Raw genomic sequence first — 25,479 nt, 5'->3', positions numbered from 1 at the left:
TATCCATTGTACATTATCTGTTAATTAAACCTCACGGATTAACTCCATACCTTTCTTGATAGCTTCCTCGTTCATAGGAATCAGGTGATGGTGGCGTTCCGGCAGGGTTTTCTTAAGTCCTTTGATAACATTCTCCAACGTTACGATGGGGCGAAGCTTCAATAATCCGCCAAGTACGATCATGTTGAATGCTTTGGCATTGTTCATCTCGTTAGCTGCATCCATTGCGTCGATACGATATACCTTAATATCCTTACGGGTAGGAGGGTTGATAATTCCGTAACCGTCATAAATCAGGATACCACCGGGTTTCACTTTGCTTTCAAACTTTTCGAGTGAAGGCTGATTCAGAATGATGGCAGCGTCGTATTTACTAAGAATCGGTGAGGAAATTTTGTCATCGCTTACAATAACTGTAACGTTGGCTGTTCCACCTCGTTGTTCGGGACCATAAGCGGGCATCCAGGTCACTTCTTTGCCTTCCATCAAACCGGAATATGCCAGAATCTTACCCATAGACAATACGCCTTGTCCACCGAATCCTGCTATAATTATTTCTTCTTTCATTGTTCTGTTGACTTTTAGCGTTATTCTTTATCTTTTAAATCACCCAGCGGATAGAATGGGAACATGTGTTCTTCCATCCATTTGTTCGCCTTCTCCGGAGTCATCTTCCAGCCTGAACTACAAGTGGAAACGATTTCTACCAGGTTGGAACCTTTACCGTTCATGGAGTTCTCAAAAGCCTTGCGGATTGCCTTCTTAGCCTTGCGGATAGCCGGTACGGATTGTACGGACTGACGGGTTACGTAAGCAGTTCCTTCCAGTTGGGCTGCGATTTCAGTAATCTTCAATGGGTAACCGTGAAGTTCAACGTCACGTCCATAAGGACAAGTCGAACTCTTCATGCCTACTAGTGTAGTCGGAGCCATCTGGCCGCCTGTCATACCATAGATCGCATTATTGATAAAGATAATCGTGATATTTTCACCACGGTTCAAAGCGTGGATTGTTTCGGCTGTACCGATGCAAGCCAAGTCACCGTCGCCCTGATAAGTGAAAACAAGACGGTCCGGCCACAGGCGTTTCACAGCAGTCGCCACAGCAGGAGCACGTCCGTGTGCTGCTTCCTGCCAGTCAATATCGAGATAGTTGTAGGCAAACACTGCACATCCCACCGGAGAGATTCCTACAGTTTTATCTTCCATACTCATTTCCTCAATGACTTCGGCAATGAGTTTGTGTACCACACCGTGACTGCAACCCGGGCAGTAGTGCATGGCGTTATCGTTCATCAGAGTCGGTTTTTTGTAAACCAGATTCTCGGGTTTGATTATTTCTTCTTTAGTCATAACTTCATCTCCTTATCTGTTGGTGAACCGTATAAAAAACTCCATCAGCTTGACAAAGATTGCCGCGCCGCATACGTAGATAAACATTTTGAAATCATCTTTTGCTACAAAGTAGGTGATGATGGCTGCAACAGCCAATATCATAAATAGGATGTTCAGTACGTTTCTTATTTTATCGGGATTCATTGTTTCGTTATTTGATTATTTTTTCTTTCAAGGCAGTTACAATTTCATCCGGATCGGGAACGATGCCACCTAGACGTCCGAAATGTTCTACCTTTACTTTACCGTTAACAGCGAGACGGACATCTTCAATCATCTGTCCGGCATTTAGTTCCGTAACGAGCATACCTTTTACTTTATCAGCGTATGCAGCAATCGCTTTGGTTGGGAACGGCCACAGTGTAATCGGGCGAAGGATACCTACTTTAATTCCTTTTTCACGAGCTAGTTCCATTGCTTTCTGGCCAATACGTGCCATTGAACCGAAAGCGATAATCAAATACTCTGCATCTTCGCAGTTGATCTCTTCGAAGCGTACTTCATTTTCTTCAATTTCACGATATTTAGCTTGAAAACGGAGGTTGTTGATTTCCATTGCTTCCGGTTTCAATTCAAGGGAAGTGATAATATTCGGTTTGCGGTCTTTTGCTTTTCCGGTAGCAGCCCATGGACATTGTTCAATTACTTCTGCTTCCGTGCGGCGTGGCTTTTGTGCAGGAAGAACAACCTTTTCCATCATCTGACCGATCACACCGTCGGCAAGGATAATAGCCGGATTACGGTATTTGAAGGCCAGTTCGAATCCTAATGCTACGAAATCCGCCATTTCCTGTACGGATGCCGGAGCGAGGGCAATCAGTTTGTAGTCTCCATGACCACCACCTTTCACTGTCTGGAAGTAGTCAGCCTGGCTGGGTTGGATAGTTCCCAATCCGGGACCGCCACGCATTACATTCACAATCAGACAAGGAAGTTCGGCACCGGCCAAATAAGAGATTCCTTCTTGTTTCAAGCTCACACCCGGACTTGAAGAGGAGGTCATTACCTTCTTTCCGCTACCTGCACCTCCATATACCATATTGATAGCTGCCACTTCACTTTCCGCCTGGAGTACTACCATGCCGGTTGTTTCCCACGGTTTCAGTTCGGCAAGCGTTTCCAACACTTCCGATTGGGGAGTAATAGGATAACCGAAGTAACCGTCGGCACCGCAACGGATAGCTGCGTGGGCGATGGCTTCGTTTCCTTTCATTAATACAACTTCTTCTGCCATATTCTTTTCTTTTATTCTACTTTTACTTTATACACTGAAATACATCCGTCCGGACAAACCGTTGCACACGAGCTGCATCCGTTACAGGTATCTTCCTTCACTTGCCAGGCATAGTTATAGCCTTTCATGTTTACCTCTTTATTGAGGGCGATTACATCGAGCGGACACGCCACTACACACAGGTTGCATCCTTTGCAACGCTCCGTGTCGACTACGATTGCTCCTTTGATTTTTGCCATAATCTTTATTTTATTACGTTATCTTTGAGTACGGTTATTGATTATACATCTCTTTTATTGATTGAACATATCCTTGTGGTAGAAGTTGAGGATATCTATTACCATCTTCCTGGCCTGAACGGCAGGACTGTCCGGATTGATCTCGATGGCATACTGGTAGTTGTCCAGTGCCTGCTTCCAATCTCCTTTCTTTCGGTAGGCATTTCCCCGTAAATAGTAAAGAGTATCTTTCTCTTTTTCGACAGAACTGTCCTGGAGAAGCTGGTCCAATTGCTTAATCGCTGTGTCCACATCCCCCTGATTGATAAGCTCTTTTAGGTTGTCTATTTGCTCCATTTCTTTTCGTCTTTCGGGATTCTGAAACGCAAAGATAGTTTTTATTTATGTAAACAGGGCAAATGAGGACGGAAATTTGCAACGTTTTGAGTTTATTGCATATTGTATAGTAGAGGTGGAATTTGCCTTTTTCTTGACATATCCGTAACTTTATTAATCAAAAAACGATATGAATCAGGAGTTATTATTGTTTTTGGAGTTGTAGTTTATTCATTATTTATATCCATGTCTAATCACTTTATATGGTTGAACTATTGTCAACAATATTCTGTGGCTTATCGAAATTAAGATAAATAGCCTTGCCTAAAAAGTCGTCAAAAGAGGGTGCTATATACTTAATAGAAGCTATATCTAAATCTCCTAAATCTACCCTATATATACTATTGTTTGGCAGGTGGAAAATATATCCAATATCACCATCCATGCCAAATGCTAAATACTCTTTTTGAAGATATTTGTGTATTCCATAGTCATTATTGTAAGCAACAATATCTTCAATAGCCCATATATAGATGTAGTTATCTCCTAATTTACCCTCGCCACCATTGCTCCATAACAGAAATCTTTTGTACTGATAGGGCAAGGTTGTATTTAGAAGTTTTTCTACGTCTTCAATAGACGCTGTATTTGCACCATTCTTTATTATACCATTTACTTTCTATTACTTCCATATTGATTTTGTTGTACTACTGTTAATGTGTTTCAGCTAACTGCTGTTTCCTCGTTTATTTTTTTATTTTGATAAATGTTAATCTCAGACGGATCATTTCTTTTAGGACAATTTACCCGTTTGTTACTGATATTATTTCGCTTGCTATTATTTTTCTTTGTTGCTTATTTATGTCCGAAGAGCAGTGGATGCAATTCATGGCATCCACTGCATATAGTTTTGTAGTATGCTTGGAAAGCGGTACACCTATTCTTTTTAATACTGGTTTAATCACTTCATAAATGATACTTATATCTGCATTACTGGTGATTCCCTGCTTTTTAACAAAATCTATTATGCAGTTCAATCTGCATATATATTCTTTATACTCCACATATTGATTTTCTTTTAAGATATAGTGCAATATGATTTTACTTTGCTTTTCGCAGATTCTTGCCGCTTGCTGTATCGATTGGCACATAAAATCTTTTTCTTCTTTTGTGGTAGTTTGAAGCCACAAATCATTCTTACCCAATATTTCACCTATTCGTAAGTAACAATCCTGTGGCAATAATATAGGTGAATACATCGCCCATGTATATGACAATGCTGTATAAAATGAAACAGTTTTTCTTCTGTCTTGATACAAAGAAGAAGACTCAATACCTACACAGACTATTAAGCCATTATCCATTTCTTTATAAAAGACTTTATTGCGGTCTTTATTGTATGGCAATGGCAAATAGCCCATTGATAGCAGTTGATTATTTATAAAATCATTCTTTTTCATTTTATTATTGCACTATCGGTAATGGTTTGCGGCTTGCTGCCGTTTATGTGGTACAGGTGCTTGTTAGTAGCATCATTCCATTTTATACATTTTTTTCTCCCAACCTTTTAATTCTTGAAGAACAGGTTTAGGATTTTGTAATATCTGATTAAGAAATTCTATAAAGTTGGGTGCTAATACTTCTGTTTCAGGCGTTTCGTAATCAAAGAGAAGGATTTCACCTTCTTTATTCTCATCATCTGTCAATTTAAGAGCTATCACGCCATAATCAGAATATCGACCTATTGCAAAATACCCTTTGTTAAGAATTTCTTCTTGCAGTTCCTCATTATTTTCAATTAAGATTTTATTCCATGAATGAATGGGCTTTGGATATAGACGAACATCTAAATCCCAAAATATTTCATAAAAGTGTTTGTATTTCAAGTAGATCTTATATGAAAGCGGAAGAATAACATTTAATTTACTTTCTAATTTGGAAATATCCTCGTCTGAAATTTGATTATCTATCGCTTTCCATACATGGTCTTTTTCCGTAATAATGTCCACCATATAATTAGTATGTTCCGGTTGAGTGACATATATCTTAACCGATTTCCCTTGTGGTATAATATTATCAAATGTGTCCTGCATTTCAGGCTCTATGTGTTCTTCATAAGAAGGGACATACATAAGATATTCTCTGTGTTCTTGCACAAAGCCCCAACATTCATCTACATATTTTCTTATTACTTCTTCCATATTTATTTTTTCTAAATATTTTTTCACTCCGTTCTTGTCTATTTGATTACAATATTGGAGAATTTTACGCTGTACACTTCAACTCTTTATTCTGATCTTTCACATACATTCTGAAAATTCACCAATAACACTTGTATTACATATAACTTTTAGACGATATATCCTTCACTGATACTTCTTCTGCTTTCATTAACTAGTTCCATTTTTTGTTTCATACCTTGAAACGAATGGTTTCCCGTAGTGAAACAGTTTGTTTCTCGGTGTGAAACGAATCGTTTCACCCTTTGAAACTTTTAGTTTCTAGCGCTTGAAACAAAAAGTTTCAGCAGGCTGGAAACTGGTTAGAACGCGGCTTTACCAATTATACTCATCCGTGTAACTGTCAAAGACCGGTTCTTCGGTGATACCTTTCCGGTGAAAAAGTTGGCGGATATAGTTTTGATCTGCGGGGCTTAGGAAGCGTTCTTCGCGATAAAAGCGATAGTAAAGCGTTTTTCCGAAATGTCCAATCAGTTGTTGCTTGATATTTGTTCCGTCCTTATAAGGTACGTTGTCCAGCAGGTGGCTGATACCCCATGCCACATGTATCTTTTCTGCGTTTTGGAAGTGGGGACAGTCAATGCCGGTGGCCGGAATACACATTGGGTTTACGATGCTGATGTAGGACGTGTCAGCGGTAGTGAGAAGTGCAGCCACCCGACGCAGGCAGTTACAAGCTTTCGGACATTGCTCGTTGTAGCAGCGGGCGTAGTTGAAAGGGACTGTTTTGTTTTTTGATTTATTGTCGTTCATTTTATATTGTATATTACATACATAATTGACAAAGGTAGTGCTTTTATTGTGGAAAGGTACAGTTTGAAAAAGAAAAAACGTGAAAGGATGGGTGAAGGGAACACCCTTCACCTATAAATTGCTAATAGATAGGATAATACAAGGAAAAGTGAAGGGTGAAGAGATTGTTCATTATAACTCTTCGCATACCCGCATTTCCATACCTTTATATACCACTACAATCTTGTGTAGTTGCGTGGAGCCAATAGCTTGCTTCACCGTGTCCGTGTCGGCATAGCGGTTGGCTTGGGCGATGGCTTCTTGACGCAATTCTTCCACACGGTTTTCGGAATCGCGATATTTGGCGTATTTCAACTCAACGATGTAGCTGTGCTTCATGTCAGAATATATGTCCAACATGGGACAGAGGAAAATATCGACGTAACCCGCTTGTGTATCTTGCTCGGAGATAGGACGGTAGAAGCGGTTTTGCGCAGTCATGGCCAAGGTGAAGCCGTGAACGAAGAATTCGCCCTTTTGCTTGTCACGCTGGGATGCATAACGTTTTAGGCAGTCGGCAATGTAACCGAAATAGGCTTGCCAATTGCCATCATAGGCGAGCTGGCTTGAAAGTTCGCTCTTTTCGTAGCTGCTGAAATTCAAGTCTGCGTCGTTGTAGGTATTCAGCAAATAAGTGTAGAGCTGCTCTTGAACCACCAGGTTCGGAATGGTCAGTTTGGTCTTGCCTTTATCTATTCCGCTAATGGTCAACATTCCGAAATAGTAGAGCAGGCTTATAAAATTGTCCGGATTGGTGATGTTGACGGCAGGGAAACCTTTCTTCAGTTCGCCAGTGATATAACCTTGACTCACTAAAGTCTGAATGACGGAAGCATCGTGTGCAAACTCCTTATCCTTTCGAATGAGCATACGCAGCTTTTCATAGTCGATACGTATATTATCTTCTATCATTTCTCGTGGTGCTTTGCCGTTATCTATGTAATTCTTCACGAAATAGAGCACCATGTTGGAGTTGTACATGGTAGTTTCACCGTAACAATCCTGCGCGAAGCAATAATTGTCGTACCACGGTTTCATTATTTCCATCAGTTCGTCAACAGTATGGCGGAAAGGGCTGTTGGTTGAATAGTAAGTCAGCATTTCGCGCACTTCTTCTTCGGTGAATCCCATCATTTGGTTAAATTGGGGGGTAAGTGAGTAGTTCGTGCCGATGTTGAAGCCACTCGTCAGGTCATCCATCGTTACGGGGCTTACGCCGGTGATGAAACAACGTTCTATGCTGGAATAAGTTCCTGCTTTCACCTTATTGAAGAAAGCACGTAGATAACCTTCGCCATGCGTTTCATCAGTGTAGCGGTGCAAGCTTTCCGCATCGGAAAGGATGGCGTTGGTGAAGTGGTCGTATTCGTCGATGAAGAGATACATTTTCTGTCCGGCACGTTCGCACTCCGAAACCAAATAGTCCAGTTGGTTGACAGCCCCGTCCTTTTCGTCCAATCGTTCTCTGATACCTTGTGGCAGGAGGTCGGAATAGACTTCACAGAAGAAGTCGAAGCGAATTTGGCAATGTGCATCCAGTCCTTTTCGATAATCGTTCAGTTCGCTGGTGATGCCTGAAAAGTTGAGGTAAAGCACCAGATAGCTGTTGCGGTTTGCTGTGGGATGCTTCCCGATGTAGAGGTCGCCAAATAAGTCGTCGAACTTATCGCGGGTACGCACATCGTAGTAGTGTTGCAGTACGTTCAGCGTGAGGCTTTTGCCGAAGCGGCGAGGACGGATGAAGAAAAAGAACCGGTCTGCCTGCTCTATCATAGGAATGAAGCGGGTTTTGTCTACATAATAATAGTCTTCGCGGCGGATGACTGCGAAGTTCATCATACCGTAAGGTAAACGCTTTCTGTTGGGTACTATATATTCCATTGGATCCATTTCATGTCCTCCTGCTGATTTCTTATTTAACAACTTGCTTCTTTAGCGTTAACGACACAAAGATAGTAAAAGTTCTTGTTGGGTACGAGGCATCCTCAAAAAAGTATTGGAAAAACTCATTCACACTAAGAATTGCAGCCTTGGCAAAACTCTTCTGAAACAGCAGTGAAGGGGCGGAAATAATTCTCGAGGTTAGCTTGTATTTACTGAAAGATACTGTATTTTTGTGCAGAACTAAAAAACAGATTATGTTGGACATTATTTTGATCGTAATTGGTGCCCTTTGTATGATAGCCGGGTTAGCAGGTTGTATTCTGCCGTTTCTTCCTGGTCCTCCTATTGCTTATGTGGGGTTGGTCATTCTGCACTTCACAGATAAGGTACAATATTCTACGACACAATTAATCGTATGGCTATTGATTGTAGCTGTTTTGCAGGTATTGGATTATTTCACTCCGATGCTGGGAAGTAAATATAGTGGCGGTAGTAAATGGGGTAATTGGGGATGTATCATAGGAACTCTTGTCGGTCTTCTTTTCTTGCCTTGGGGCATTATTCTCGGTCCGTTTCTAGGGGCGGTGATTGGTGAACTATTAGGAAATAAAGAGTTCTCGCAGGCACTCAAATCAGGTGTGGGCTCTTTACTCGGATTTATATTCGGAACTTTACTGAAGTTCGTTGTCTGCGGTTATTTTTGCTATCAATTTATCATAGGTCTTATTCGGTAACCTATTTGATGTTGTAAAACATTCGTAAGAATAACCTATCTATTGCCTTTACATAGAGTACTAAATCGATGTGTGTTCGTCTTTATTGAAGTAGCACATTGAGGTAGTACCATGAAAAAGACTTTTATTTATCTTTCTTTTATCATTTTCTTGGGGTGGTTTCCCTCGCTTTTTGCGGGAGAAATTTATGTATCCCTGCAGGGGAATGATAAGAATCCCGGGACAAAGGAAGCTCCGTTTTATACATTAAACCGGGCAATCAAGCAGGCTCGTGAATGGCGTAGACTGAATCGGCCGGAAGTAGCCGGAGGAATTTATATTCGTTTGGAAGAGGGTGTTTATGCCCAGCGCAATTCTCTGTTTCTTCGTCCAGAAGATAGTGGGACACCCGATTCTCCAACGGTGATTTGTGCAGTAGATGGTGCTCACCCTGTAATTAGTGGTGGAGTTGCTGTTACGGGGTGGAAGCGTGGATGCAATCATCCGGCAATTCCTGAAAAGCTAAGGCAGAAGATATGGTCGGCAGAGGCTCCCCTAATAGGAAATAGAAGAGTAGAAACCCGGCAAATGTGGGTGAACGGTCATAAAGTTCAAAGAGCTGCGCAATTTCCTGACGGAGGATTGGAACGAATGATTGACTTCAATCCGGAAGAGCAGACAATAACGATCCCCGTTTCTCAAAGTGTAAATCCGAAAAGACTACAAAATGCCGGCCAACTGGAAATGATTGTCCATCAACGCTGGGCGATTGCTATTTTGCGCGTGAAAAGTATAGACGTGAAAGACGGACAAGCTGTAGTTCGCTTCCATGAACCCGAAAGTCACTTGGAGTTTGCGCATCCCTGGCCGCAACCCGTCATCGGAGGAGAGAAAGGAAATTCTTCCTTTTGTCTGACCAATGCACTGGAATTGCTGGACCAACCCGGTGAATGGTTTCAGGAATATCCTTCCGGCACGATTTACTATTATCCGCAGGCGGACGAAAATATGGAAACAGCTGAAGTGATTATCCCTGCTTTGGAAACTTTAGTGACCATAGACGGTACATTGTCCCGTCCGGTAAAACATATACAATTTAACGGAATTACTTTTGCGCATACCTCCTGGATGCGTCCTTCTTATCAGGGACACGTCACCTTGCAAGGGGGATTTCCTTTATTGGATGCCTATAAACTACAAGAACCGGGGCTTCCGGAAAAAGCGGAACTGGAGAACCAAGCCTGGATCACCCGTCCCGAAACAGCGATACGTGTAAGAGGTGCCGAACATATTGATTTCAAGCATTGCACGTTTCGTCATTTATCATCCACCGGACTGGATTATGAATGGGCAGTCACAGCATCGAGCGTCGAAGATTGTCAATTTACGGATATTGGAGGAACGGCTTTACTGGTTGGCGCATTTCCGGACGGAGGATTTGAGACGCACATCCCTTTTATTCCTGCTGACGTACGGGAATTATGTTCCCATATTACTATCAGAAACAATTTCATCAGTAATGTGACTAATGAAGACTGGGGATGTGTAGGTATCGGCGCCGGATATGTCAGAAACATGGATATTTCTCATAATGAAGTCTGCCATCTGAACTATTCAGGGATTTGTGTAGGCTGGGGATGGACATCGCTGGAGAGCGGAATGTGCAACAACCGGATAGAAGCAAACTATGTACATCACTTTGCCCGTCGGCTATACGATGCAGGCGGTCTGTATACTCTTTCCAACCAGCCGGGTTCCGTCATGCGAAATAACCGGATCGAACATTTAATCGAAGCCCCCTACGCTACGAATGACCGGGCTTTTTATATCTATCTGGATGAAGCTACGGACGGATATACAATGGAAAACAACTGGTGTCCCACTGAACGTTTTGATTCGAACCGCCCCGGGAAAAAGAACGTGTGGAAGAATAACGGGCCTCAAGTGGCGGACAGTATTAAATACAAAGCTGGAAGAATAAAGCAAGATTGAAACAAATCAATGGATTAACATAGTCATCAATGTACTAGTATAGCAATCAATAAACTAGTGTAATAATCATTAGAACTAGACTAGTATGGTAATTATTCCAACTAATCTGATAATTATAGTAATCAATAAACGATATTTAATCAATAAAATAGATGAAACCAACGAACTACCATTTATTTGATTTCCTTGATTTCGATACCGAGTTATCAAGGAATGAGTCGCTTTGGAAAGCATACAAGCCAACGGCTGTTTATGAAAAGGAAGGAGATATTTACGTAACAGTTCCCTTTCAGAAGCAAAAGCTGGCTAACGATATGATGGCGGATACCGATGTTCCCCAGGAGGAATATACGTTAATCATCCGTCAGTATAACATCGGCATCACCCGTCTGTTTCTTGGCTTCGGCGATTATGTACTGACAGATGAGTCGGAAATGCTGCAATTCAGTGACCGGATTCAGAAAGTGCCCCTGTTTATAAAAGAACAAAAAGGAAAATGGATTCTTTCGACGGAAGACGGAACGAAGCGTGCCGTTATCAATGTGGAAGAGCCTCTATTAGACCGATGGAGCGAATTGCTTCCCGACCCTCAAGAAACGCTTGACATCACTTTATACCCTGACGGAAAGCGTGAAATCCGCTTGTCAGCCTATGACCATTTTTCGCCTCCCCGCTACGATGCGTTACCTGTTGCCTTTTGCAAACGCGACGGTCGGAAAGAACGTGCAACGCTTTCTTTTGAATGTAAGCCCGATGAATGTTTTGCCGGAACCGGAGAACGTTTCTTTAAAATGGACTTAAGCGGACAGACTTTCTTCCTGAAAAACCAGGACGGGCAAGGAGTCAATAACCGGCGTACTTATAAGAATATCCCCTTCTATCTATCCAGCCGCATGTATGGAACATTCTACCATACATGTGCTCATAGCAAGCTCTCGCTGGCCGGACATTCCACTCGTTCCGTACAGTTTCTAAGCGACCAGGCATTGCTGGATGTATTTGTAATAGGCGGTGATACGATGGAAGATATTCTTCGCGGTTATCGTGACCTGACCGGCTATCCGTCTATGCCTCCTCTTTGGAGTTTTGGCGTTTGGATGAGCCGTATGACTTATTTCAGTGCCGATGAAGTAGACGAAATATGCGACCGCATGCGTGCCGAACACTATCCCTGTGATGTAATTCATCTGGATACGGGCTGGTTCCGTACCGATTGGCTCTGCGAATGGAAATTCAATGAAGAACGGTTCCCCGATCCGAAAGGATTCATCGGGCGGTTGAAAAAGAACGGCTATCGTGTCTCTTTATGGCAACTTCCATACGTTGCGGAAAATGCAGAGCAGATTGATGAAGCCAGAGCCAATGATTATATAGCCCCATTGACCAAACAACAAGCGACCGATGGTTCCAACTTCTCCGCCCTGGATTATGCCGGAACAATCGACTTTACTTATCCGAAAGCAACCGAATGGTACAAAGGACTATTGAAACAACTCCTGGATATGGGAGTAACCTGTATCAAAACCGATTTCGGTGAAAACATTCACATGGACGCCTTCTATAAAGGTATGAAGCCGGAATTGTTGAACAACCTGTATGCCCTGCTTTATCAAAAGGCTGCTTACGAAATTACGAAAGAAGTGACAGGTGACGGTATTGTCTGGGCACGTTCCGCATGGGCGGGATGCCAGCGTTATCCTTTGCATTGGGGAGGCGATTCCTGTAGCTCTTGGGATGGAATGGCAGGTTCTCTGAAAGGTGGTCTGCATTTCGGTCTGTCGGGATTTGCTTTTTGGAGTCATGATGTTCCCGGCTTCCATACATTGCCCAATTTTATGAACTCGGTAGTAGCAGATGATGTGTACATGCGTTGGACCCAATTTGGCGTATTCACATCGCATATCCGTTATCACGGAACCAATAAGCGTGAACCCTGGCACTATCCGGCCATAGCTCCGTTGGTGAAAAAGTGGTGGAAATTGCGTTATTCGCTCATTCCATACATCGTAGAACAAAGTAAACTAGCCATAGAAAGCGGCTATCCGCTCTTGCAGGCACTCATTCTGCATCATCCGGAAGATAAACTTTGTTGGCATATAGATGATGAATACTATTTCGGCAATGATTTCCTGGTAGCTCCGGTGATGAACAGCGAAAACCGTCGGGATATCTATCTTCCCGAAGGAAAATGGGTGAACTTCTTTACGGGAGAACATTTGGAAGGAGCATGCTGGTTGAGAGACGTGTATGTTCCGTTGGAAGAAATGCCCGTATATGTGCGTGCAAATGCCGTGATACCCATCTATTCGGAAGACGTGGACTGTACGGATGAAATGGATTTAAGCAAGAGCATGGCTTTACGCATAGATAATGATTATAAAGGATTTTGGAATAGTTCACCACAGATTACACAGATTGACACAGATGATAAGGGGAGATAAATCATATCTGTGTTAATCTGTGTAATCTGTGGTGGACTATGATAGATTGTGGTAGAAAATTAATTAATTTAGTATAGTATGAAAACATGGAAGAGTAATTTAGAAGAAACAAAACAACGTTATATAAATTGGTGGAACCATAAAGGAATCATTCTCAATATGTGGGAGCACTTCCAGGAAGGAGTGCAACCACATGCAGAGATAACACCTCCCGCACCGGCAAAAGATTTGTCGCAAAAGTGGTTCGACCCTCAATGGAGAGCTGAATATCTGGACTGGTACGTAGCGCACAGCAGTCTGAAAGCGGATATTCTTCCGGTTGCGAATACCCAACTGGGCCCCGGCTCACTGGTCGCCATCTTAGGCGGAGTGTTTGAAGGTGGGGAAGATACCATTTGGATTCATCCCAACCCGGATTTCACCGATGAAATAGTCTTTAACCCCGAACACCCGAACTGGATTCTTCATAAAGAACTCCTGAAAGCCTGTAAAGCGAAAGCCAACGGACACTACTTTGTCGGTATGCCCGACCTGATGGAAGGACTGGATGTCCTGGCCGCACTGAAAGGAACGGATAGGGTATTATTGGACACAGTGATGCAGCCCGAAATCTTGGAACAACAGATGCAGCAAATCAACGACATCTACTTCAAAGTATTTGATGAACTATACGACATCATCCGTGAAGGCGACGAGATGGCTTTCTGTTATTTCTCGTCCTGGGCTCCCGGAAAGATGAGTAAACTGCAAAGTGATATTTCAACCATGATTAGTCAGGATGATTATCGCCGGTTCGTGCAACCTTTTATTCGTGAACAATGTCAGAAGATTGATTATACCCTTTATCATCTGGATGGAGTGGGAGCCATGCATCACCTGCCTGCCTTGCTTGAAATTGAAGAATTGAATGCGATTCAATGGACTCCCGGAGTGGGCGAACCACAAGGAGGATCTCCCAAATGGTACGATCTGTATAAGAAGATTCTGGCAGGAGGAAAGAGCGTGATGGCTTGCTGGGTGACATTAGACGAACTAAAACCTCTATTGGATCATATCGGCGCGGACGGTGTACATTTGGAAATGGATTTCCATAACGAAAAGGAAGTGGAACAGGCCATGCGGATTGTCGAAGAATATACCGGTTCTTCTACCGCTGTAAATACCAATGAACATCAACAGGATGCCGACTTGGCAGCTACCGGACAGGAACGTATTTGTATACGGGAAGAACAACACCAGGAAGAGGATAAACTGAAACCTCTGTATGAAGCCATTGTTGCCGGGAAACTGGAACCTGCGGTTGAAATCACCCGGCAAGCCATTGCGGAAGGAGTATCTCCCCAAATGATTATCAATAATTATATGATTAAAGCAATGGGCGAAGTGGGACAACGTTTCCAGGATGGAAAAGCTTTTGTTCCTCAACTGTTGATGGCAGGACGTGCCATGAAAGGGGCTTTGGAGCTACTGAAACCTTTATTGGCAGGAACTGCTTCCACTACAATCGGTAAGATTGTCATCGGTACAGTGAAAGGAGATCTCCATGATATTGGTAAAAACCTGGTGGCTTCCATGCTGGAGGGTTGTGGCTTTGAAGTCATTAATATTGGTATTGATGTGACTTGTGACAAGTTTGTGGAAGCTGTGAAGGAAAACCATGCTGACATCTTGTGCATGAGCGCATTGCTGACTACTACCATGACGTATATGAAAGAGGTTATCCAGGCATTAGAAGAGGCCGGTATTCGTAATCAAGTGAAAGTGATGATTGGCGGAGCACCCGTCAGTCAGGGGTTTGCTGACGAAATCGGTGCGGACGGATATAGTGATAATGCGAATACAGCCGTAGCAGTTGCCAAAGAACTGATTGGAAATAAAAAATAGAATAAAAAGGCACGGATTACACGGATAAACACGGCTTTTAATTACATAGCCTATTAAAACCGTGAAATCCATGTAATCTTTGCCTAAAGAAAATTAGATTTAAACTTACGTTACTTATTTAATACTTGAATTATGCATGTGAAATTCTTAGAGACATTAGATTGGAGTATTCTGATTGCCTACTTCCTTATTTTGATAGCTATTGGTATATGGGCAAGTTCTAAACGAAAAAAGGGGAGTAGTCTTTTCCTTGCGGAGAATTCGTTGAGATGGTATCATATCGGCTTCTCCATGTGGGGGACGAATGTCGGACCTTCCATGTTGATAGCTTCCGCAAGTGCCGGATTTACTACTGGTATTGTTTCGGGGAATTATGCCTGGTATGCATTTGTCTTTATATGTCTGCTTGCTTTTGTCTTTGCTCCCCGATATTTGGGTAGTCGCATCACGACATTGCCCGAATTTATGGGAAAACGTTTCGGACAATCTACCCGTAACATCCTTGCCTGGTATACCATTATTACCATTCTTATTTCATGGCTTGCATTGACTTTATTTGCCGGTGGAGTCCTGATCCGTCAGGTCTTCGATATTCCTATGTGGCAATCGGCATTGCTGTTACTTGTCATCTCCGCTTTCTTCACGATGCTCGGCGGACTGAAAGCTGTGGCCTACACGAATGTATATCAAATGATACTGTTGATTGTAGTATCAGCCACACTGGCTATCATGGGAATCTATAAAGTGGGTGGTGTAGGAGCACTGGTGGATGCCGTTCCGGCGGATTACTGGAATCTTTTCTATCCAAATGATGACCCGGCTTTTCCCTGGCTACCTATTATCCTGGGTTATCCTATTATGGGAGTTTGGTTCTGGTGTACGGATCAGTCGATGGTGCAACCGGTTCTTGCTGCCAAGAATCTCAAAGAAGGACAGATGGGAACCAACTTTACCGGATGGTTGAAAATATTAGATGTACCTCTTTACATTCTTCCCGGCATTATCTGCCTCGCTTTATTCCCACAATTGGAGAATCCCGATGAGGCTTATATGACAATGGTGACTCATCTGTTCCCGACAGGAATGGTCGGCTTGGTATTGGCTCTATTGACAGCAGCATTGGTAAGTACTGTCGGCTCTGCATTGAATGCATTAAGTACGGTATTCACGATGGATATCTATGTGAAGAAAATCCGACCGCAGGCCAAGCAGAAAGAGATTATCAGGGTGGGACAAGTGGTTACGGTAGTCGGTGCACTGATTTCTGTGATAATAACCATAGCGATCGACAGCATCAAAGGACTGAATCTATTTAATGTTTTCCAGTCTGTACTGGGATTTATAGCTCCTCCGATGGCAGCTGTATTTCTCTTTGGCGTGTTCTGGAAACGCACCACTACTCTGGCAGCTAATATGGCTCTAACATTGGGAACAGTGTTCAGTATCGGAGTAGGAATCTTGTATTTATGGGTGTTTCCGGCAGAACAATATGATGCATGGCCTCATTTTATGCTGCTTTCCTTCTACTTATTCGTTATCATCGGAATAGGCATGATAGTAGTCAGCCTGTGGGATAAGTCTCCGCAATTGGGCATCTTGAATATGGAAAAGATAGAGGACAAACCTGCACGAATTGTTCTTATTCTATGGGGATTACTTATTGTGACCATGATTGGGCTTTACATCTTCTTCAATGGCCACTAGTTTTTATTCACCACAGAGGACGCAGAGGACGCAGAGATTATTATCTAATAATAAAAAGACTCCGTGTCTCTGCGTCCTCTGTGGTGAAACTATTTTCTACGAAAGCAATTTTCGTACGTACACAGCCCGCAAGTATATTCCAGCTTACGGACATGAGAACCCACTCCAATAATACCACTTACAGATTTGATGGGAATCATCAGGCTGGAATCTGTCAACTGAATACCACAGGGCGAAGCGACCGGAAATAAGGAGAATAGTTTTTGTTGTTCCGATACGTGCCATCCGCAATAACCGGGGCTGTATCTGTTAGTGTGCTTCCAACCTCTCTTTTCGATAAATGCAGCCAACTCCTCTTCCATGCAATCAGCAGCCTTTTCTGCAATGATGCTCCCCAATGAGTCTGCTATATATACTTTCACCATGTCGTCCTCTTGCTGAAGCAGATGTTGAAACTCCTCAAATTCAACTCCCGCAGTGGCGGTAAAAAAGGCAAAGGCTTCCGAACCCCGTAGTTGGCGGGCAATGGTTTTACCGATTGAGAGAACCGTATCTTTTACAGTCAGTGTTGCTTTTTCAGTGTCAAGCAGTCCGTCAGTGAGGAAAAAGAAAAAACGGGGACGAAGAAGGGGAGTGATACGGTCAAGTAACGTATTTATTTCTTCTATGACCATTCCATCCGGCATAGAATCTTTATATCCCATCGCCTCGTATATATCGGACGATGGGATTTGCAGTTTCTGGTAAGTAAGTTCCAGTTCAACCATTGGTGGATGCATTGAAATATATAGGTTGTTGTAATCCTGCGGACGCAGAATTAAACTTGTGTCTTATTGAATTTTTCCAATGCAGTATAAAATGCATCTATATTAACAGAAGACGTATGTGGCGGAATATCACAACCACTTGACAATACGAAATTCGGATATGCACGGGTAGCCTCCAATAGTTGCAAAGTCGCTTCCTTCATAGTCTCCGGACCTGCCATCTTGAAAAGGCTCACCGGATCCAGATTTCCCATTGCCAGTGCATCGGTCGGAACCTCTTTCAACGCTTCCTCCATCTTAATTTTATTCCCGAAGTGGTAAGCAGCTGCACCGGTATAAACCATCGCTTGTGTGCAATTCCCTGTGTTTCCGCAATTATGAAGCACTACAGCAAAGTGATCATCCTGTACCTTCTCTATTATTTCTTTCACAAATAAAGAAGAATATTGCAGGCAATCTTCGTTGGATAACAATCCCGCAGCAGGTTCAGCCATGATTACACCGTTCACACCGGTTGCTTTCAATGCCATACAATAGCGGGTGATGAAATCACTGCATTTTCTTAACAACGTATTGGCTGCATCGGGATTAATATAAATCAGCATCATGATTTCCGACATATCATACAAACGTCCGGCCAGCGAATAAGGACCGATGCAACCGGCAAAAACCGGGCGGTCTGTAATATTTCTGGCTGTCAGCATATTCGCTTTAAGATATTCCGGGATTCTTCCTTTGTTTAATGCCGGAATCTCCAGTTTCTCAATAGCTGCCTCGTCTGCCAGTAAACGACCAGATACACTGGGCACCTCATTTTCCGGAAAGATAATCTCTGCCCCGAAAGCTTCCGCTTCTACTGTCAGATCCATGATGACGGTTGCGGCCGCCGCCGGGTACTTGCCACAAAGAGCCTTGATTGCCTCATAATGAACCTGCCCGTTTGTCACTGCATCATGCACCGTTTTCCCGATAAACTCGATACCCGGATGTGTCATGATCGGAATGGCAATCGTTTCCTTACGTTGGATCGTTTGGCTGATCCATTCTTTCATATTCAGTCTACCCATAATTTTAGTTTTTAATATCGTCTTGTAATAAAGACGAAGTTACCCCTCTTTTGTAATCTCGTATATGATAAAATCTGATACCGGTATAAAAATAAAGCTGTCCTTCAAAAAGAAGAACAGCTTTACACCTATTTGATTTATCTTCGAGCTTTATTTTACCGGAATCTTATCAATACGATTCTGATGACGGCCACCGTCAAATTTGGTAGAGAAGAACTCTGTCAAAATCATGTCCGCTTCTTCAGTGCTGATGAAGCGTCCCGGCATAACCAGTACATTAGCGTCATTGTGCTGACGAGCTAGGTGTGCGATTTCTGCATTCCAGCAGAGAGCAGCACGAATTCCCTGGTGCTTGTTCAGCGTCATATTGATTCCGTTTCCACTGCCACAGATAGCGATACCGGGATAACATTCTCCCGATTCCACTGCAAGAGCCAGCGGATGAGCATAATCCGGATAGTCTACGCTTGCGGTAGAGTTAGTTCCGAAATCCTTGTAAGCCCAGCCTTTTGCTTCCAGCCAGCCGCGAACATATTCTTTCAGTTCAAAACCGGCATGGTCGCATGCTAATCCGATTGTTTTCATTAGAGCATTGCTTTTACTTGGTTATATACGTTCTCGGCAGTAAATCCAAGTTTCTCATCCAATACAGTGTAAGGAGCAGAGAAACCGAAAGATTCCAATCCCCAAACTTTACCGTGGCAACCTACCAGACCTTGAAGAGTGACAGGCAGACCGGCAGTCATACCGAAAATTTTCGCATCTGCCGGAAGAATAGCTTCCTGATATTCTTTCGGTTGGTTGCGGAACAGACCTTCAGAAGGAGCAGATACAATGCGTACCTTCACGTCCTCTTTGCGAAGTAACTCTGTGCCGGCTACCAATGTAGACACTTCAGAACCTGAAGCCACCAGGATAACATCCGGATTTTCGTCGGAACCTGCTACGATATAAGCACCCTTGGCTGCTTGTTCGTAATCTGTTCCTGCCGGTAAATTGGCAATATTCTGACGAGAGAAGATCAATCCTGTAGGAGTAGACATATTTTCCATAGCAAGTTTCCAAGCGATGGTTGTCTCTTCTGCATCAGCCGGACGAAGTACCAACATAGAGTTGTGTCCCTTATGGTTTTTCAGTTTTTCCATCAGGCGGATTTGAGCTTCCTGTTCTACCGGTTCGTGAGTAGGACCGTCTTCACCTACGCGGAATGCGTCGTGTGTCCAGATAAATTTCACCGGTTGTTCCATCAAAGCAGCCATACGTACGGCAGGTTTCATGTAGTCGGAGAATACGAAGAAGGTACCGCAAGCAGCGATCACACCACCGTGGAGAGACATACCGATACAGATACAAGCCATTGACAATTCAGATACACCTGCCTGGAAGAATGCTCCGCTGAAATCACCTTTCTTGAAAGAATGAGTCTTTCTCAGGAAACCGTCAGTCTTGTCAGAGTTAGAAAGGTCGGCCGAAGCAACGATCATGTTTTCTACCTGTGTAGCAAGTGCGCCCAATACGGTTGCAGATGCAGCACGAGTAGCGCTATCTGCTTTCTGTTCGATAGCAGCCCAATCCACTTTCGGAGCTTTGCCCGAGAAGAAGAGTTCCAGTTTTGCTGCCAGTTCCGGGTTTGCTTTCGCCCATGCAGCTTTCTTTGCATACTTTTCAGCAACGATCTTTTTCAGTTCTTCTGCTCTTTTTGCATACAGTTCGGCTACTTCCGGGAATATAACGAACGGGTTAGTAGGATCACCACCCAGATTCTTGATTGTATTTACATAAGCGTCGCCGCCGAGAGGAGCACCGTGTGTAGCGCAGTTAGCTTCATAGCTGCTGCCGTCTGCCTTGCGTGCACCTTTACCCATTACGGTTTTACCGATAATCAGCGTCGGGCGTTCTTTTTCAGCCTGTGCTTCTTTGATTGCTGCACGGATTTCGTCAGGATCATTACCGTTGATACTAAGTACGTTCCATCCCCATGCTTCATATTTCATGGCAGTATCTTCAACGGTTACGTCTTTCGTTTCTGTAGAAAGCTGAATATCGTTGGAGTCATAGAACATAATCAGGTTGTCCAATCCCAGTGCACCGGCAATACGTCCGGAACCTTGAGAGATTTCTTCCTGAATACCACCGTCAGAGATGTAAGCGTAAATGGTCTGATTCATCACCTCGTCGAAACGGGCTTTCAAGAATTTGGCAGCGATAGCAGCACCTACTGCAAAAGTGTGTCCTTGTCCCAGCGGACCGGAAGTATTTTCGATGCCACGCATGATGTCCACTTCAGGGTGTCCCGGAGTAGGGCTTCCCCATTGACGGAATTCTTTCAGCTCGTCCAGCGTGAATTTTCCTGTCAATGCCAACGTAGAATAAAGCATCGGAGACATGTGGCCCGGGTCGAGGAAGAAGCGGTCACGTCCTTCCCAACGGGGATTTTCAGGATCGTATACTAGAAACTCAGAGAAGAGTACATTTACAAAATCAGCACCACCCATGGCGCCACCCGGGTGACCGGAATTGGCTTTCTCAACCATTGAAGCAGCAAGAATACGGATGTTATCCGCTGCACGATTCATAAGTTTGTTATCGTTCATATCATTAAAATTTAATTGATTTCTGTCAGATTGTTCGCAAAGATAACTCTTTATGTGGATTTAACAATCCAAAAGAGCTATCTTTTTTATCGACAATTCTACGGTCTTCTTGTTTGTGATACAATAAGTAATTGCTCTAAAATTACTGTAACTCTAAAGTAACAATGGACTTAGCAGGAAGTTTTACCTTCATTGTACCTTTATTGATTTTTACCTCTTTGAAAGGTGCCGGTTTTACAATATTAGGTTTTTCAAAAGAATTGTAATCGGTCAGTTTGGAAGCGGTCAGAATCTCTCCGACAGCTTTCTTGGCTTTCGTATCACCCAGATTGATGGTGATTTCCTGTGCTTCATCAGCATCTACATTGGAAAGAGAAATATGGATCACCCCATCTTTATTTTTGGAAGCTGTGGCGCTCACCATCGGTACAGTGCGGTTATCACGTACACTTATCTTTTCGCAAGTCAGGTCGATAGGAAGATAAGTGGCATCCTGATGTACTTTATACATCTTGAAGACATAATAAGTAGGAGTGAGCACCATTTCTTTGTCTTTTGTCAGAATCATCGATTGAAGTACGTTGACAATCTGTGCGATATTTGCCATCTTCAAGCGGTCTGTATATTTGTGGAATACATCAAGACTTAAAGAAGCCACGAAAGCATCACGCAACGTGTTTTGCTGATACAGATGTCCTTTGATGGTTCCGGGTTCCTCATCCCACCAGGTTCCCCATTCGTCCAATAAGAGAGCGATTTTCTTGTCCTTGTCATATTTGTCCATGATGGTACAATGTTTCTTGAGTACATCTTCCACTTCCAGACATTTGCCCATCGTCCAGTAATAATCATCCTTGTTGAATTGAGTGGCTGATCCTTTGCTGCCACTCCATCCGGTTACGGTATAATAGTGCAGAGAAAGACCGTCCATCCGGTGTCCTACACGATTCATCAATACATCTGTCCATTTGTAATCATAGTCACTTGCGCCACTGGCAATCTTGAACAGACGGTTGCCGTCATAATTGCGGCAATAAGTAGAATAACGACGATATAAGTCTGCGTAATATTCCGGACGCATGCTGCCACCGCACCCCCAGCTTTCATTTCCTACGCCGAGATATTTCAATTTCCATGCTTTGTCGCGACCATTCTTACGGCGAAGGTTGGCCATAGGCGAGTCTCCGTCAGAAGTCATATATTCCACCCATTTGGCAAGCTCTTCCACTGTGCCGCTACCTACATTTCCACTCACGTATGGTTCGCAACCCAGCATTTCGCAAAGATTCAAAAACTCGTGCGTTCCGAAACTGTTATCTTCAATGGTACCGCCCCAGTTGTTGTTCACCATCTTCGGACGGTTCTCTTTCGGACCAATGCCGTCCATCCAGTGGTATTCATCGGCAAAGCATCCGCCCGGCCAGCGAAGAACGGGAACGGACAAGTCTTTCAGTGCATTGAATACGTCTGTGCGATATCCCTTGATATTAGGAATATCCGAGTTTTCGCCTACCCAAAGACCGCCGTAGATACATGAACCCAAGTGTTCGGCAAACTGGCCGTAAATTTCCTTCGGTATGATTTCTTTGCCTTGGTCGGCATGTACGGTTATGGTAGCACTCTTTTGTGCAGAAAGAGATACAGATGCTGCCAGAAAAGCCGTGCTGACTAATAGTTTTGCTTTCATAAATGGTATTTGTTTAATGATTATTTTTTACCACAGATTACGCAGATTATCACAGATTGATTTTATTCTGACTACTATCAATAAATAATCTGTGTTAATCCGTGTAATCTGTGGTGACTTCTATTTTAGTAAACGAACTTCATAAACGGCAGAGGTCCATTCCGTCCCGTCAGGGATAAAACGTATCGGACAACTACCCGTATTCAGTTTTTGAGGCAGAACATAAGAAAGAGTAATGAAACCGTCTTGGTCTGCTTCACTGACAGTTGGATGAATAGCCAATTTTTCGTTATTCAAAAGAATAGCCACTTTATTGCGATCATCTTTCCGTACCGTAATCAGGAGGCGGCTTGCTTCCTCTTTTACCTTCAATTGATAGCCGAACCAACCTTTGGCACGTCGGAAATGCCGGTCTTTATTCGTCCCTGTTTCTGCCTGCTCATACTGGATGCCATGGTCAGACTCCGGCTGCTGTTCGCCGGGGAAGATCAGGTCAATGGTTTGATTAGCTAATTCCGTTGCTTTTCGTTCAGCCGTTGCCATCTCTTCCTGAATCGCTTTAAACTGCTCTTCGCTTGCCTGCCGGAAATAAACGGCATAACGGGAATTATGCAGGCGGAAGAATGGAACGAGTTCCAATGCTTTGCCTTGTGCAGGATAAACCTTTCCGTTATAGCTGAAAGTAATCCGGCTATTCTGTTCTTTCTGAAGAGACTTGCAGATTGAATCAGGATTTCCTATCAGCATCGGAACTTCTTGCAAAGGAATTTGTTTGCCATGGGCGATATGTCCGCCACGACTGTCATCGGCATATAAACCATCAAGATGTTCAGTGCCTATGGAAGCAGCAAGAACGATAGGACCGTATAAGAAAGCATAATAATCTTTCTTGTCGGGAATCTGTTCCATGGTGACTTTCATCGGCAAGTTGAAAGTAACGACATCTCCTTTCTTCCATTTTCGGGAAAGAGGAAGGTACTGATTTCCTTTTCCCATAACGAATATTTTTCTTTTTCCATTGATGCTGACGCTGTAACCTTTGGATTGGTTAGCCCATTCCGGGATACGTATCATTAAAGTACGTTTTTTCTTAGGCGCTTCATCTATTCGCAAAGTTACCTTGTCGTCATCGGGGAAACGGGTTTCCTGTGTCAAAATAATGCCTTGCTCTTTCCAGGTCAGTTGTGAAGGAATGAAGAGATTGACATAAAGAGTGTCTTTCCGATGCGCATAGATAAATTCGCCGTATTTGGTATGATTCTCCAAGCCTGAACCTACACAGCACCACATGGATGTTTCCGGTTGTGAGTACACACGATAGTGTCCCGGACGCATAGGAGTGAAGTAGACAAATCCACCTTTATCCGGCTCTTGTGACGCTAAGATATGATTGTAAAGCGCACGTTCGTAATAATTTACGTAGTTGGGATCGGGTTCGTTCGTATGATTGGGATTGTGAGAATTCTGATAAAGCATTTTGGTAAGACGGAGCATGTTGTAAGTATTACAGGTCTCCGGTCCTTGAACGTCGTTCAGCATGGACGTGAAGTTATCCGACGGATGGAAATGTTCACGAACACTATTTCCTCCGATGCAGACGGAACGGTGATTGACTACCGTGTTCCAGAAAAAACGGGCGGCATGATCCCATTCTGCAGCATGATTCCAATTTTTGTCGTCTTGTGAAAGTTCGGCTATTCGCTTGTAGCCGATCACTTTCGGAATCTGTGTGTTGGCGTGCATCCCCGTCAATTTGTCTTCCTCTTTGATAAGCGGGTCTAAGATAAGCTTGTGAGAGAAACGGCGTGCCAGTTCCAGATACTTCTTGTCGCCTGTGATTTCGGCCACGTCAGCGAACGTTTCGTTTAATCCGCCATGTTCGCTACGAAGCATATCCTGCATTTGTTCGTCACTCAAGCCGGAAGTGATATCGATCATCCAGTCTGTAAAAGCGATAAGCATTTGGTGTGCAAGGTCGCTTCCTGCATAGATATATGCATCCCGCAATCCGGCGTAAGTCTTATGTATATTGTATAAAGGTACCCATTTGCCGTTAAGGTCGAAACCTCCGGCACGGATCTTTCCTGCTTTTATATCTTTCCAAAGTTGAAGGCTTCCCGGAGTTCCTCCGATGAATCCTGTGCCGACAGTTTGCTGTGCCCGATTCAACTCATTCAGCATGTAGTTGAGGCGATTATAGACTGCGGTATCTCCGGTGGCGGCATACATCATGGAAAGTGCGGATAAATAATGTCCGCCGATATGTCCGTCCAATCCGGTATTTTCCCAATTGGTGTAGCTGGGGGCTTTAGGCTGTAACCCTGCTTCGCGGAGAAAAGGAGCGAGCAGACGGTCGGGGTCTAATGCAAGTATGTAATGTAGATCAGTCTGTTGAGCTTGCAGAAACGGACTATCCAATAGTTTCACATTTTGTAAAGGGAAGTAAGACACCTGTGGAGCGTTTTGAGCTTTGGCCAGTGAGGTGGACAGGACAAGTGCAAGTATGAACGAGGTGGTTTTCATGATAATAGT

22 protein-coding genes are annotated in these 25,479 nt (G+C 43.5%); 5 read left to right on the top strand and 17 right to left on the bottom strand.

Features of this window, described 5'->3' with window-relative positions:
• Nucleotides 1-24: 24 nt before the first annotated feature.
• The 11 genes from HMPREF9009_RS19450 to HMPREF9009_RS19405 all read right to left on the bottom strand — a co-directional run bounded on the left by HMPREF9009_RS19450 (nucleotide 25) and on the right by HMPREF9009_RS19405 (nucleotide 8,104).
• Nucleotides 25-567 carry a 2-oxoacid:acceptor oxidoreductase family protein gene (locus HMPREF9009_RS19450; protein ID WP_004297415.1) on the bottom strand — a complete coding sequence of 181 codons (543 nt, stop codon included), beginning with the start codon at nucleotides 565-567 and terminating at the stop codon, nucleotides 25-27.
• 20 nt (nucleotides 568-587) lie between these two features.
• Nucleotides 588-1,352, bottom strand: coding sequence for a thiamine pyrophosphate-dependent enzyme (locus tag HMPREF9009_RS19445; protein ID WP_049703043.1), 765 nt, complete (start codon nucleotides 1,350-1,352; stop codon nucleotides 588-590).
• A gap of 12 nt (nucleotides 1,353-1,364) precedes the next feature.
• A complete protein-coding gene (locus tag HMPREF9009_RS25860; protein ID WP_004297417.1) occupies nucleotides 1,365-1,538 on the bottom strand; it encodes a hypothetical protein in 174 nt (57 codons plus the stop codon).
• A gap of 7 nt (nucleotides 1,539-1,545) precedes the next feature.
• The gene (locus tag HMPREF9009_RS19440) at nucleotides 1,546-2,628 is read right to left on the bottom strand and encodes a 3-methyl-2-oxobutanoate dehydrogenase subunit VorB (RefSeq protein ID WP_004297418.1); all 1,083 of its coding nucleotides are present in this window, start codon (nucleotides 2,626-2,628) and stop codon (nucleotides 1,546-1,548) included.
• Between the two features lie 11 nt (nucleotides 2,629-2,639).
• Complete coding sequence (locus HMPREF9009_RS19435) at nucleotides 2,640-2,867, bottom strand: 4Fe-4S dicluster domain-containing protein (protein ID WP_004297419.1); 228 nt, start codon at nucleotides 2,865-2,867, stop codon at nucleotides 2,640-2,642.
• Nucleotides 2,868-2,921: 54 nt separating this feature from the next.
• Nucleotides 2,922-3,203 carry a tetratricopeptide repeat protein gene (locus HMPREF9009_RS19430; RefSeq protein ID WP_004297420.1) on the bottom strand — a complete coding sequence of 94 codons (282 nt, stop codon included), beginning with the start codon at nucleotides 3,201-3,203 and terminating at the stop codon, nucleotides 2,922-2,924.
• A 238-nt stretch (nucleotides 3,204-3,441) separates the two neighbouring features.
• Complete coding sequence (locus tag HMPREF9009_RS19425) at nucleotides 3,442-3,846, bottom strand: SMI1/KNR4 family protein (RefSeq protein ID WP_225449825.1); 405 nt, start codon at nucleotides 3,844-3,846, stop codon at nucleotides 3,442-3,444.
• Between the two features lie 139 nt (nucleotides 3,847-3,985).
• Complete coding sequence (locus HMPREF9009_RS19420) at nucleotides 3,986-4,642, bottom strand: hypothetical protein (protein WP_049703041.1); 657 nt, start codon at nucleotides 4,640-4,642, stop codon at nucleotides 3,986-3,988.
• A 72-nt stretch (nucleotides 4,643-4,714) separates the two neighbouring features.
• Nucleotides 4,715-5,383, bottom strand: coding sequence for an SMI1/KNR4 family protein (locus HMPREF9009_RS19415; protein ID WP_015531590.1), 669 nt, complete (start codon nucleotides 5,381-5,383; stop codon nucleotides 4,715-4,717).
• Nucleotides 5,384-5,737: 354 nt separating this feature from the next.
• Complete coding sequence (locus tag HMPREF9009_RS19410; RefSeq protein WP_049703040.1) at nucleotides 5,738-6,175, bottom strand: DUF6078 family protein; 438 nt, start codon at nucleotides 6,173-6,175, stop codon at nucleotides 5,738-5,740.
• A 171-nt stretch (nucleotides 6,176-6,346) separates the two neighbouring features.
• Nucleotides 6,347-8,104 (bottom strand): AAA family ATPase, encoded by a 1,758-nt coding sequence (locus tag HMPREF9009_RS19405; protein WP_049703388.1) that lies wholly within the window; start codon nucleotides 8,102-8,104, stop codon nucleotides 6,347-6,349.
• Nucleotides 8,105-8,352: 248 nt separating this feature from the next.
• On the opposite strand from HMPREF9009_RS19405, the gene HMPREF9009_RS19395 reads away from it, so the two are divergent.
• The 5 genes from HMPREF9009_RS19395 to HMPREF9009_RS19375 all read left to right on the top strand — a co-directional run bounded on the left by HMPREF9009_RS19395 (nucleotide 8,353) and on the right by HMPREF9009_RS19375 (nucleotide 16,832).
• On the top strand, nucleotides 8,353-8,832 hold the full coding sequence (locus tag HMPREF9009_RS19395; protein WP_049703038.1) for a DUF456 domain-containing protein: 480 nt from the start codon (nucleotides 8,353-8,355) through the stop codon (nucleotides 8,830-8,832).
• 111 nt (nucleotides 8,833-8,943) lie between these two features.
• Nucleotides 8,944-10,803, top strand: a complete 1,860-nt coding sequence (locus tag HMPREF9009_RS19390; protein WP_049703037.1) for a right-handed parallel beta-helix repeat-containing protein — start codon at nucleotides 8,944-8,946, stop codon at nucleotides 10,801-10,803.
• Between the two features lie 152 nt (nucleotides 10,804-10,955).
• Nucleotides 10,956-13,244, top strand: coding sequence for a glycoside hydrolase family 31 protein (locus HMPREF9009_RS19385; protein WP_049703036.1), 2,289 nt, complete (start codon nucleotides 10,956-10,958; stop codon nucleotides 13,242-13,244).
• Nucleotides 13,245-13,322: 78 nt separating this feature from the next.
• Nucleotides 13,323-15,128 carry a corrinoid protein gene (locus tag HMPREF9009_RS19380; protein WP_049703035.1) on the top strand — a complete coding sequence of 602 codons (1,806 nt, stop codon included), beginning with the start codon at nucleotides 13,323-13,325 and terminating at the stop codon, nucleotides 15,126-15,128.
• Between the two features lie 132 nt (nucleotides 15,129-15,260).
• Entirely contained in the window at nucleotides 15,261-16,832 is a 1,572-nt protein-coding gene (locus HMPREF9009_RS19375) for a sodium:solute symporter (protein ID WP_049703034.1), read from the top strand.
• Nucleotides 16,833-16,921: 89 nt separating this feature from the next.
• Here HMPREF9009_RS19375 and HMPREF9009_RS19370 read toward each other — a convergent pair whose 3' ends face one another.
• The 6 genes from HMPREF9009_RS19370 to HMPREF9009_RS19345 form a co-directional block, all read right to left on the bottom strand.
• The gene (locus HMPREF9009_RS19370; RefSeq protein WP_049703033.1) at nucleotides 16,922-17,599 is read right to left on the bottom strand and encodes a vitamin B12 dependent-methionine synthase activation domain-containing protein; all 678 of its coding nucleotides are present in this window, start codon (nucleotides 17,597-17,599) and stop codon (nucleotides 16,922-16,924) included.
• A 50-nt stretch (nucleotides 17,600-17,649) separates the two neighbouring features.
• Entirely contained in the window at nucleotides 17,650-18,666 is a 1,017-nt protein-coding gene (locus tag HMPREF9009_RS19365) for a methylcobamide--CoM methyltransferase (protein ID WP_049703032.1), read from the bottom strand.
• A 150-nt stretch (nucleotides 18,667-18,816) separates the two neighbouring features.
• Nucleotides 18,817-19,251 (bottom strand): ribose 5-phosphate isomerase B, encoded by a 435-nt coding sequence (rpiB, locus tag HMPREF9009_RS19360; RefSeq protein WP_004307308.1) that lies wholly within the window; start codon nucleotides 19,249-19,251, stop codon nucleotides 18,817-18,819.
• Entirely contained in the window at nucleotides 19,251-21,260 is a 2,010-nt protein-coding gene (locus tag HMPREF9009_RS19355; protein WP_049703031.1) for a transketolase family protein, read from the bottom strand. The genes rpiB and HMPREF9009_RS19355 overlap by 1 nt, the downstream gene beginning before the upstream one ends.
• 142 nt (nucleotides 21,261-21,402) lie before the next feature.
• Complete coding sequence (locus HMPREF9009_RS19350) at nucleotides 21,403-22,947, bottom strand: alpha-N-arabinofuranosidase (RefSeq protein ID WP_008644038.1); 1,545 nt, start codon at nucleotides 22,945-22,947, stop codon at nucleotides 21,403-21,405.
• Nucleotides 22,948-23,067: 120 nt separating this feature from the next.
• Complete coding sequence (locus HMPREF9009_RS19345; RefSeq protein ID WP_049703030.1) at nucleotides 23,068-25,470, bottom strand: beta-L-arabinofuranosidase; 2,403 nt, start codon at nucleotides 25,468-25,470, stop codon at nucleotides 23,068-23,070.
• Nucleotides 25,471-25,479 lie beyond the last annotated feature (9 nt).

Origin of the sequence: Bacteroides sp. 3_1_13, from assembly GCF_001185845.1 — a bacterium.
Lineage (GTDB): Bacteria > Bacteroidota > Bacteroidia > Bacteroidales > Bacteroidaceae > Bacteroides > Bacteroides xylanisolvens.
Note: the sequence above shows the minus strand (reverse complement) of the source record. Positions and strands in the feature narration are given on the sequence as shown.

What these genes read in the sequence shown, in the direction of transcription:
- HMPREF9009_RS19450 (WP_004297415.1), bottom strand. Translation starts at nt 567, where the DNA reads ATGAAAGAAGAAATAATTATAGCAGGATTCGGTGGACAAGGCGTATTG.
- HMPREF9009_RS19445 (WP_049703043.1), bottom strand. Translation starts at nt 1,352, where the DNA reads ATGACTAAAGAAGAAATAATCAAACCCGAGAATCTGGTTTACAAAAAA.
- HMPREF9009_RS25860 (WP_004297417.1), bottom strand. Translation starts at nt 1,538, where the DNA reads ATGAATCCCGATAAAATAAGAAACGTACTGAACATCCTATTTATGATA.
- HMPREF9009_RS19440 (WP_004297418.1), bottom strand. Translation starts at nt 2,628, where the DNA reads ATGGCAGAAGAAGTTGTATTAATGAAAGGAAACGAAGCCATCGCCCAC.
- HMPREF9009_RS19435 (WP_004297419.1), bottom strand. Translation starts at nt 2,867, where the DNA reads ATGGCAAAAATCAAAGGAGCAATCGTAGTCGACACGGAGCGTTGCAAA.
- HMPREF9009_RS19430 (WP_004297420.1), bottom strand. Translation starts at nt 3,203, where the DNA reads ATGGAGCAAATAGACAACCTAAAAGAGCTTATCAATCAGGGGGATGTG.
- HMPREF9009_RS19420 (WP_049703041.1), bottom strand. Translation starts at nt 4,642, where the DNA reads ATGAAAAAGAATGATTTTATAAATAATCAACTGCTATCAATGGGCTAT.
- HMPREF9009_RS19415 (WP_015531590.1), bottom strand. Translation starts at nt 5,383, where the DNA reads ATGGAAGAAGTAATAAGAAAATATGTAGATGAATGTTGGGGCTTTGTG.
- HMPREF9009_RS19410 (WP_049703040.1), bottom strand. Translation starts at nt 6,175, where the DNA reads ATGAACGACAATAAATCAAAAAACAAAACAGTCCCTTTCAACTACGCC.
- HMPREF9009_RS19405 (WP_049703388.1), bottom strand. Translation starts at nt 8,104, where the DNA reads ATGGATCCAATGGAATATATAGTACCCAACAGAAAGCGTTTACCTTAC.
- HMPREF9009_RS19395 (WP_049703038.1), top strand. Translation starts at nt 8,353, where the DNA reads ATGTTGGACATTATTTTGATCGTAATTGGTGCCCTTTGTATGATAGCC.
- HMPREF9009_RS19390 (WP_049703037.1), top strand. Translation starts at nt 8,944, where the DNA reads ATGAAAAAGACTTTTATTTATCTTTCTTTTATCATTTTCTTGGGGTGG.
- HMPREF9009_RS19385 (WP_049703036.1), top strand. Translation starts at nt 10,956, where the DNA reads ATGAAACCAACGAACTACCATTTATTTGATTTCCTTGATTTCGATACC.
- HMPREF9009_RS19380 (WP_049703035.1), top strand. Translation starts at nt 13,323, where the DNA reads ATGAAAACATGGAAGAGTAATTTAGAAGAAACAAAACAACGTTATATA.
- HMPREF9009_RS19375 (WP_049703034.1), top strand. Translation starts at nt 15,261, where the DNA reads ATGCATGTGAAATTCTTAGAGACATTAGATTGGAGTATTCTGATTGCC.
- HMPREF9009_RS19370 (WP_049703033.1), bottom strand. Translation starts at nt 17,599, where the DNA reads ATGGTTGAACTGGAACTTACTTACCAGAAACTGCAAATCCCATCGTCC.
- HMPREF9009_RS19365 (WP_049703032.1), bottom strand. Translation starts at nt 18,666, where the DNA reads ATGGGTAGACTGAATATGAAAGAATGGATCAGCCAAACGATCCAACGT.
- rpiB (WP_004307308.1), bottom strand. Translation starts at nt 19,251, where the DNA reads ATGAAAACAATCGGATTAGCATGCGACCATGCCGGTTTTGAACTGAAA.
- HMPREF9009_RS19355 (WP_049703031.1), bottom strand. Translation starts at nt 21,260, where the DNA reads ATGAACGATAACAAACTTATGAATCGTGCAGCGGATAACATCCGTATT.
- HMPREF9009_RS19350 (WP_008644038.1), bottom strand. Translation starts at nt 22,947, where the DNA reads ATGAAAGCAAAACTATTAGTCAGCACGGCTTTTCTGGCAGCATCTGTA.
- HMPREF9009_RS19345 (WP_049703030.1), bottom strand. Translation starts at nt 25,470, where the DNA reads ATGAAAACCACCTCGTTCATACTTGCACTTGTCCTGTCCACCTCACTG.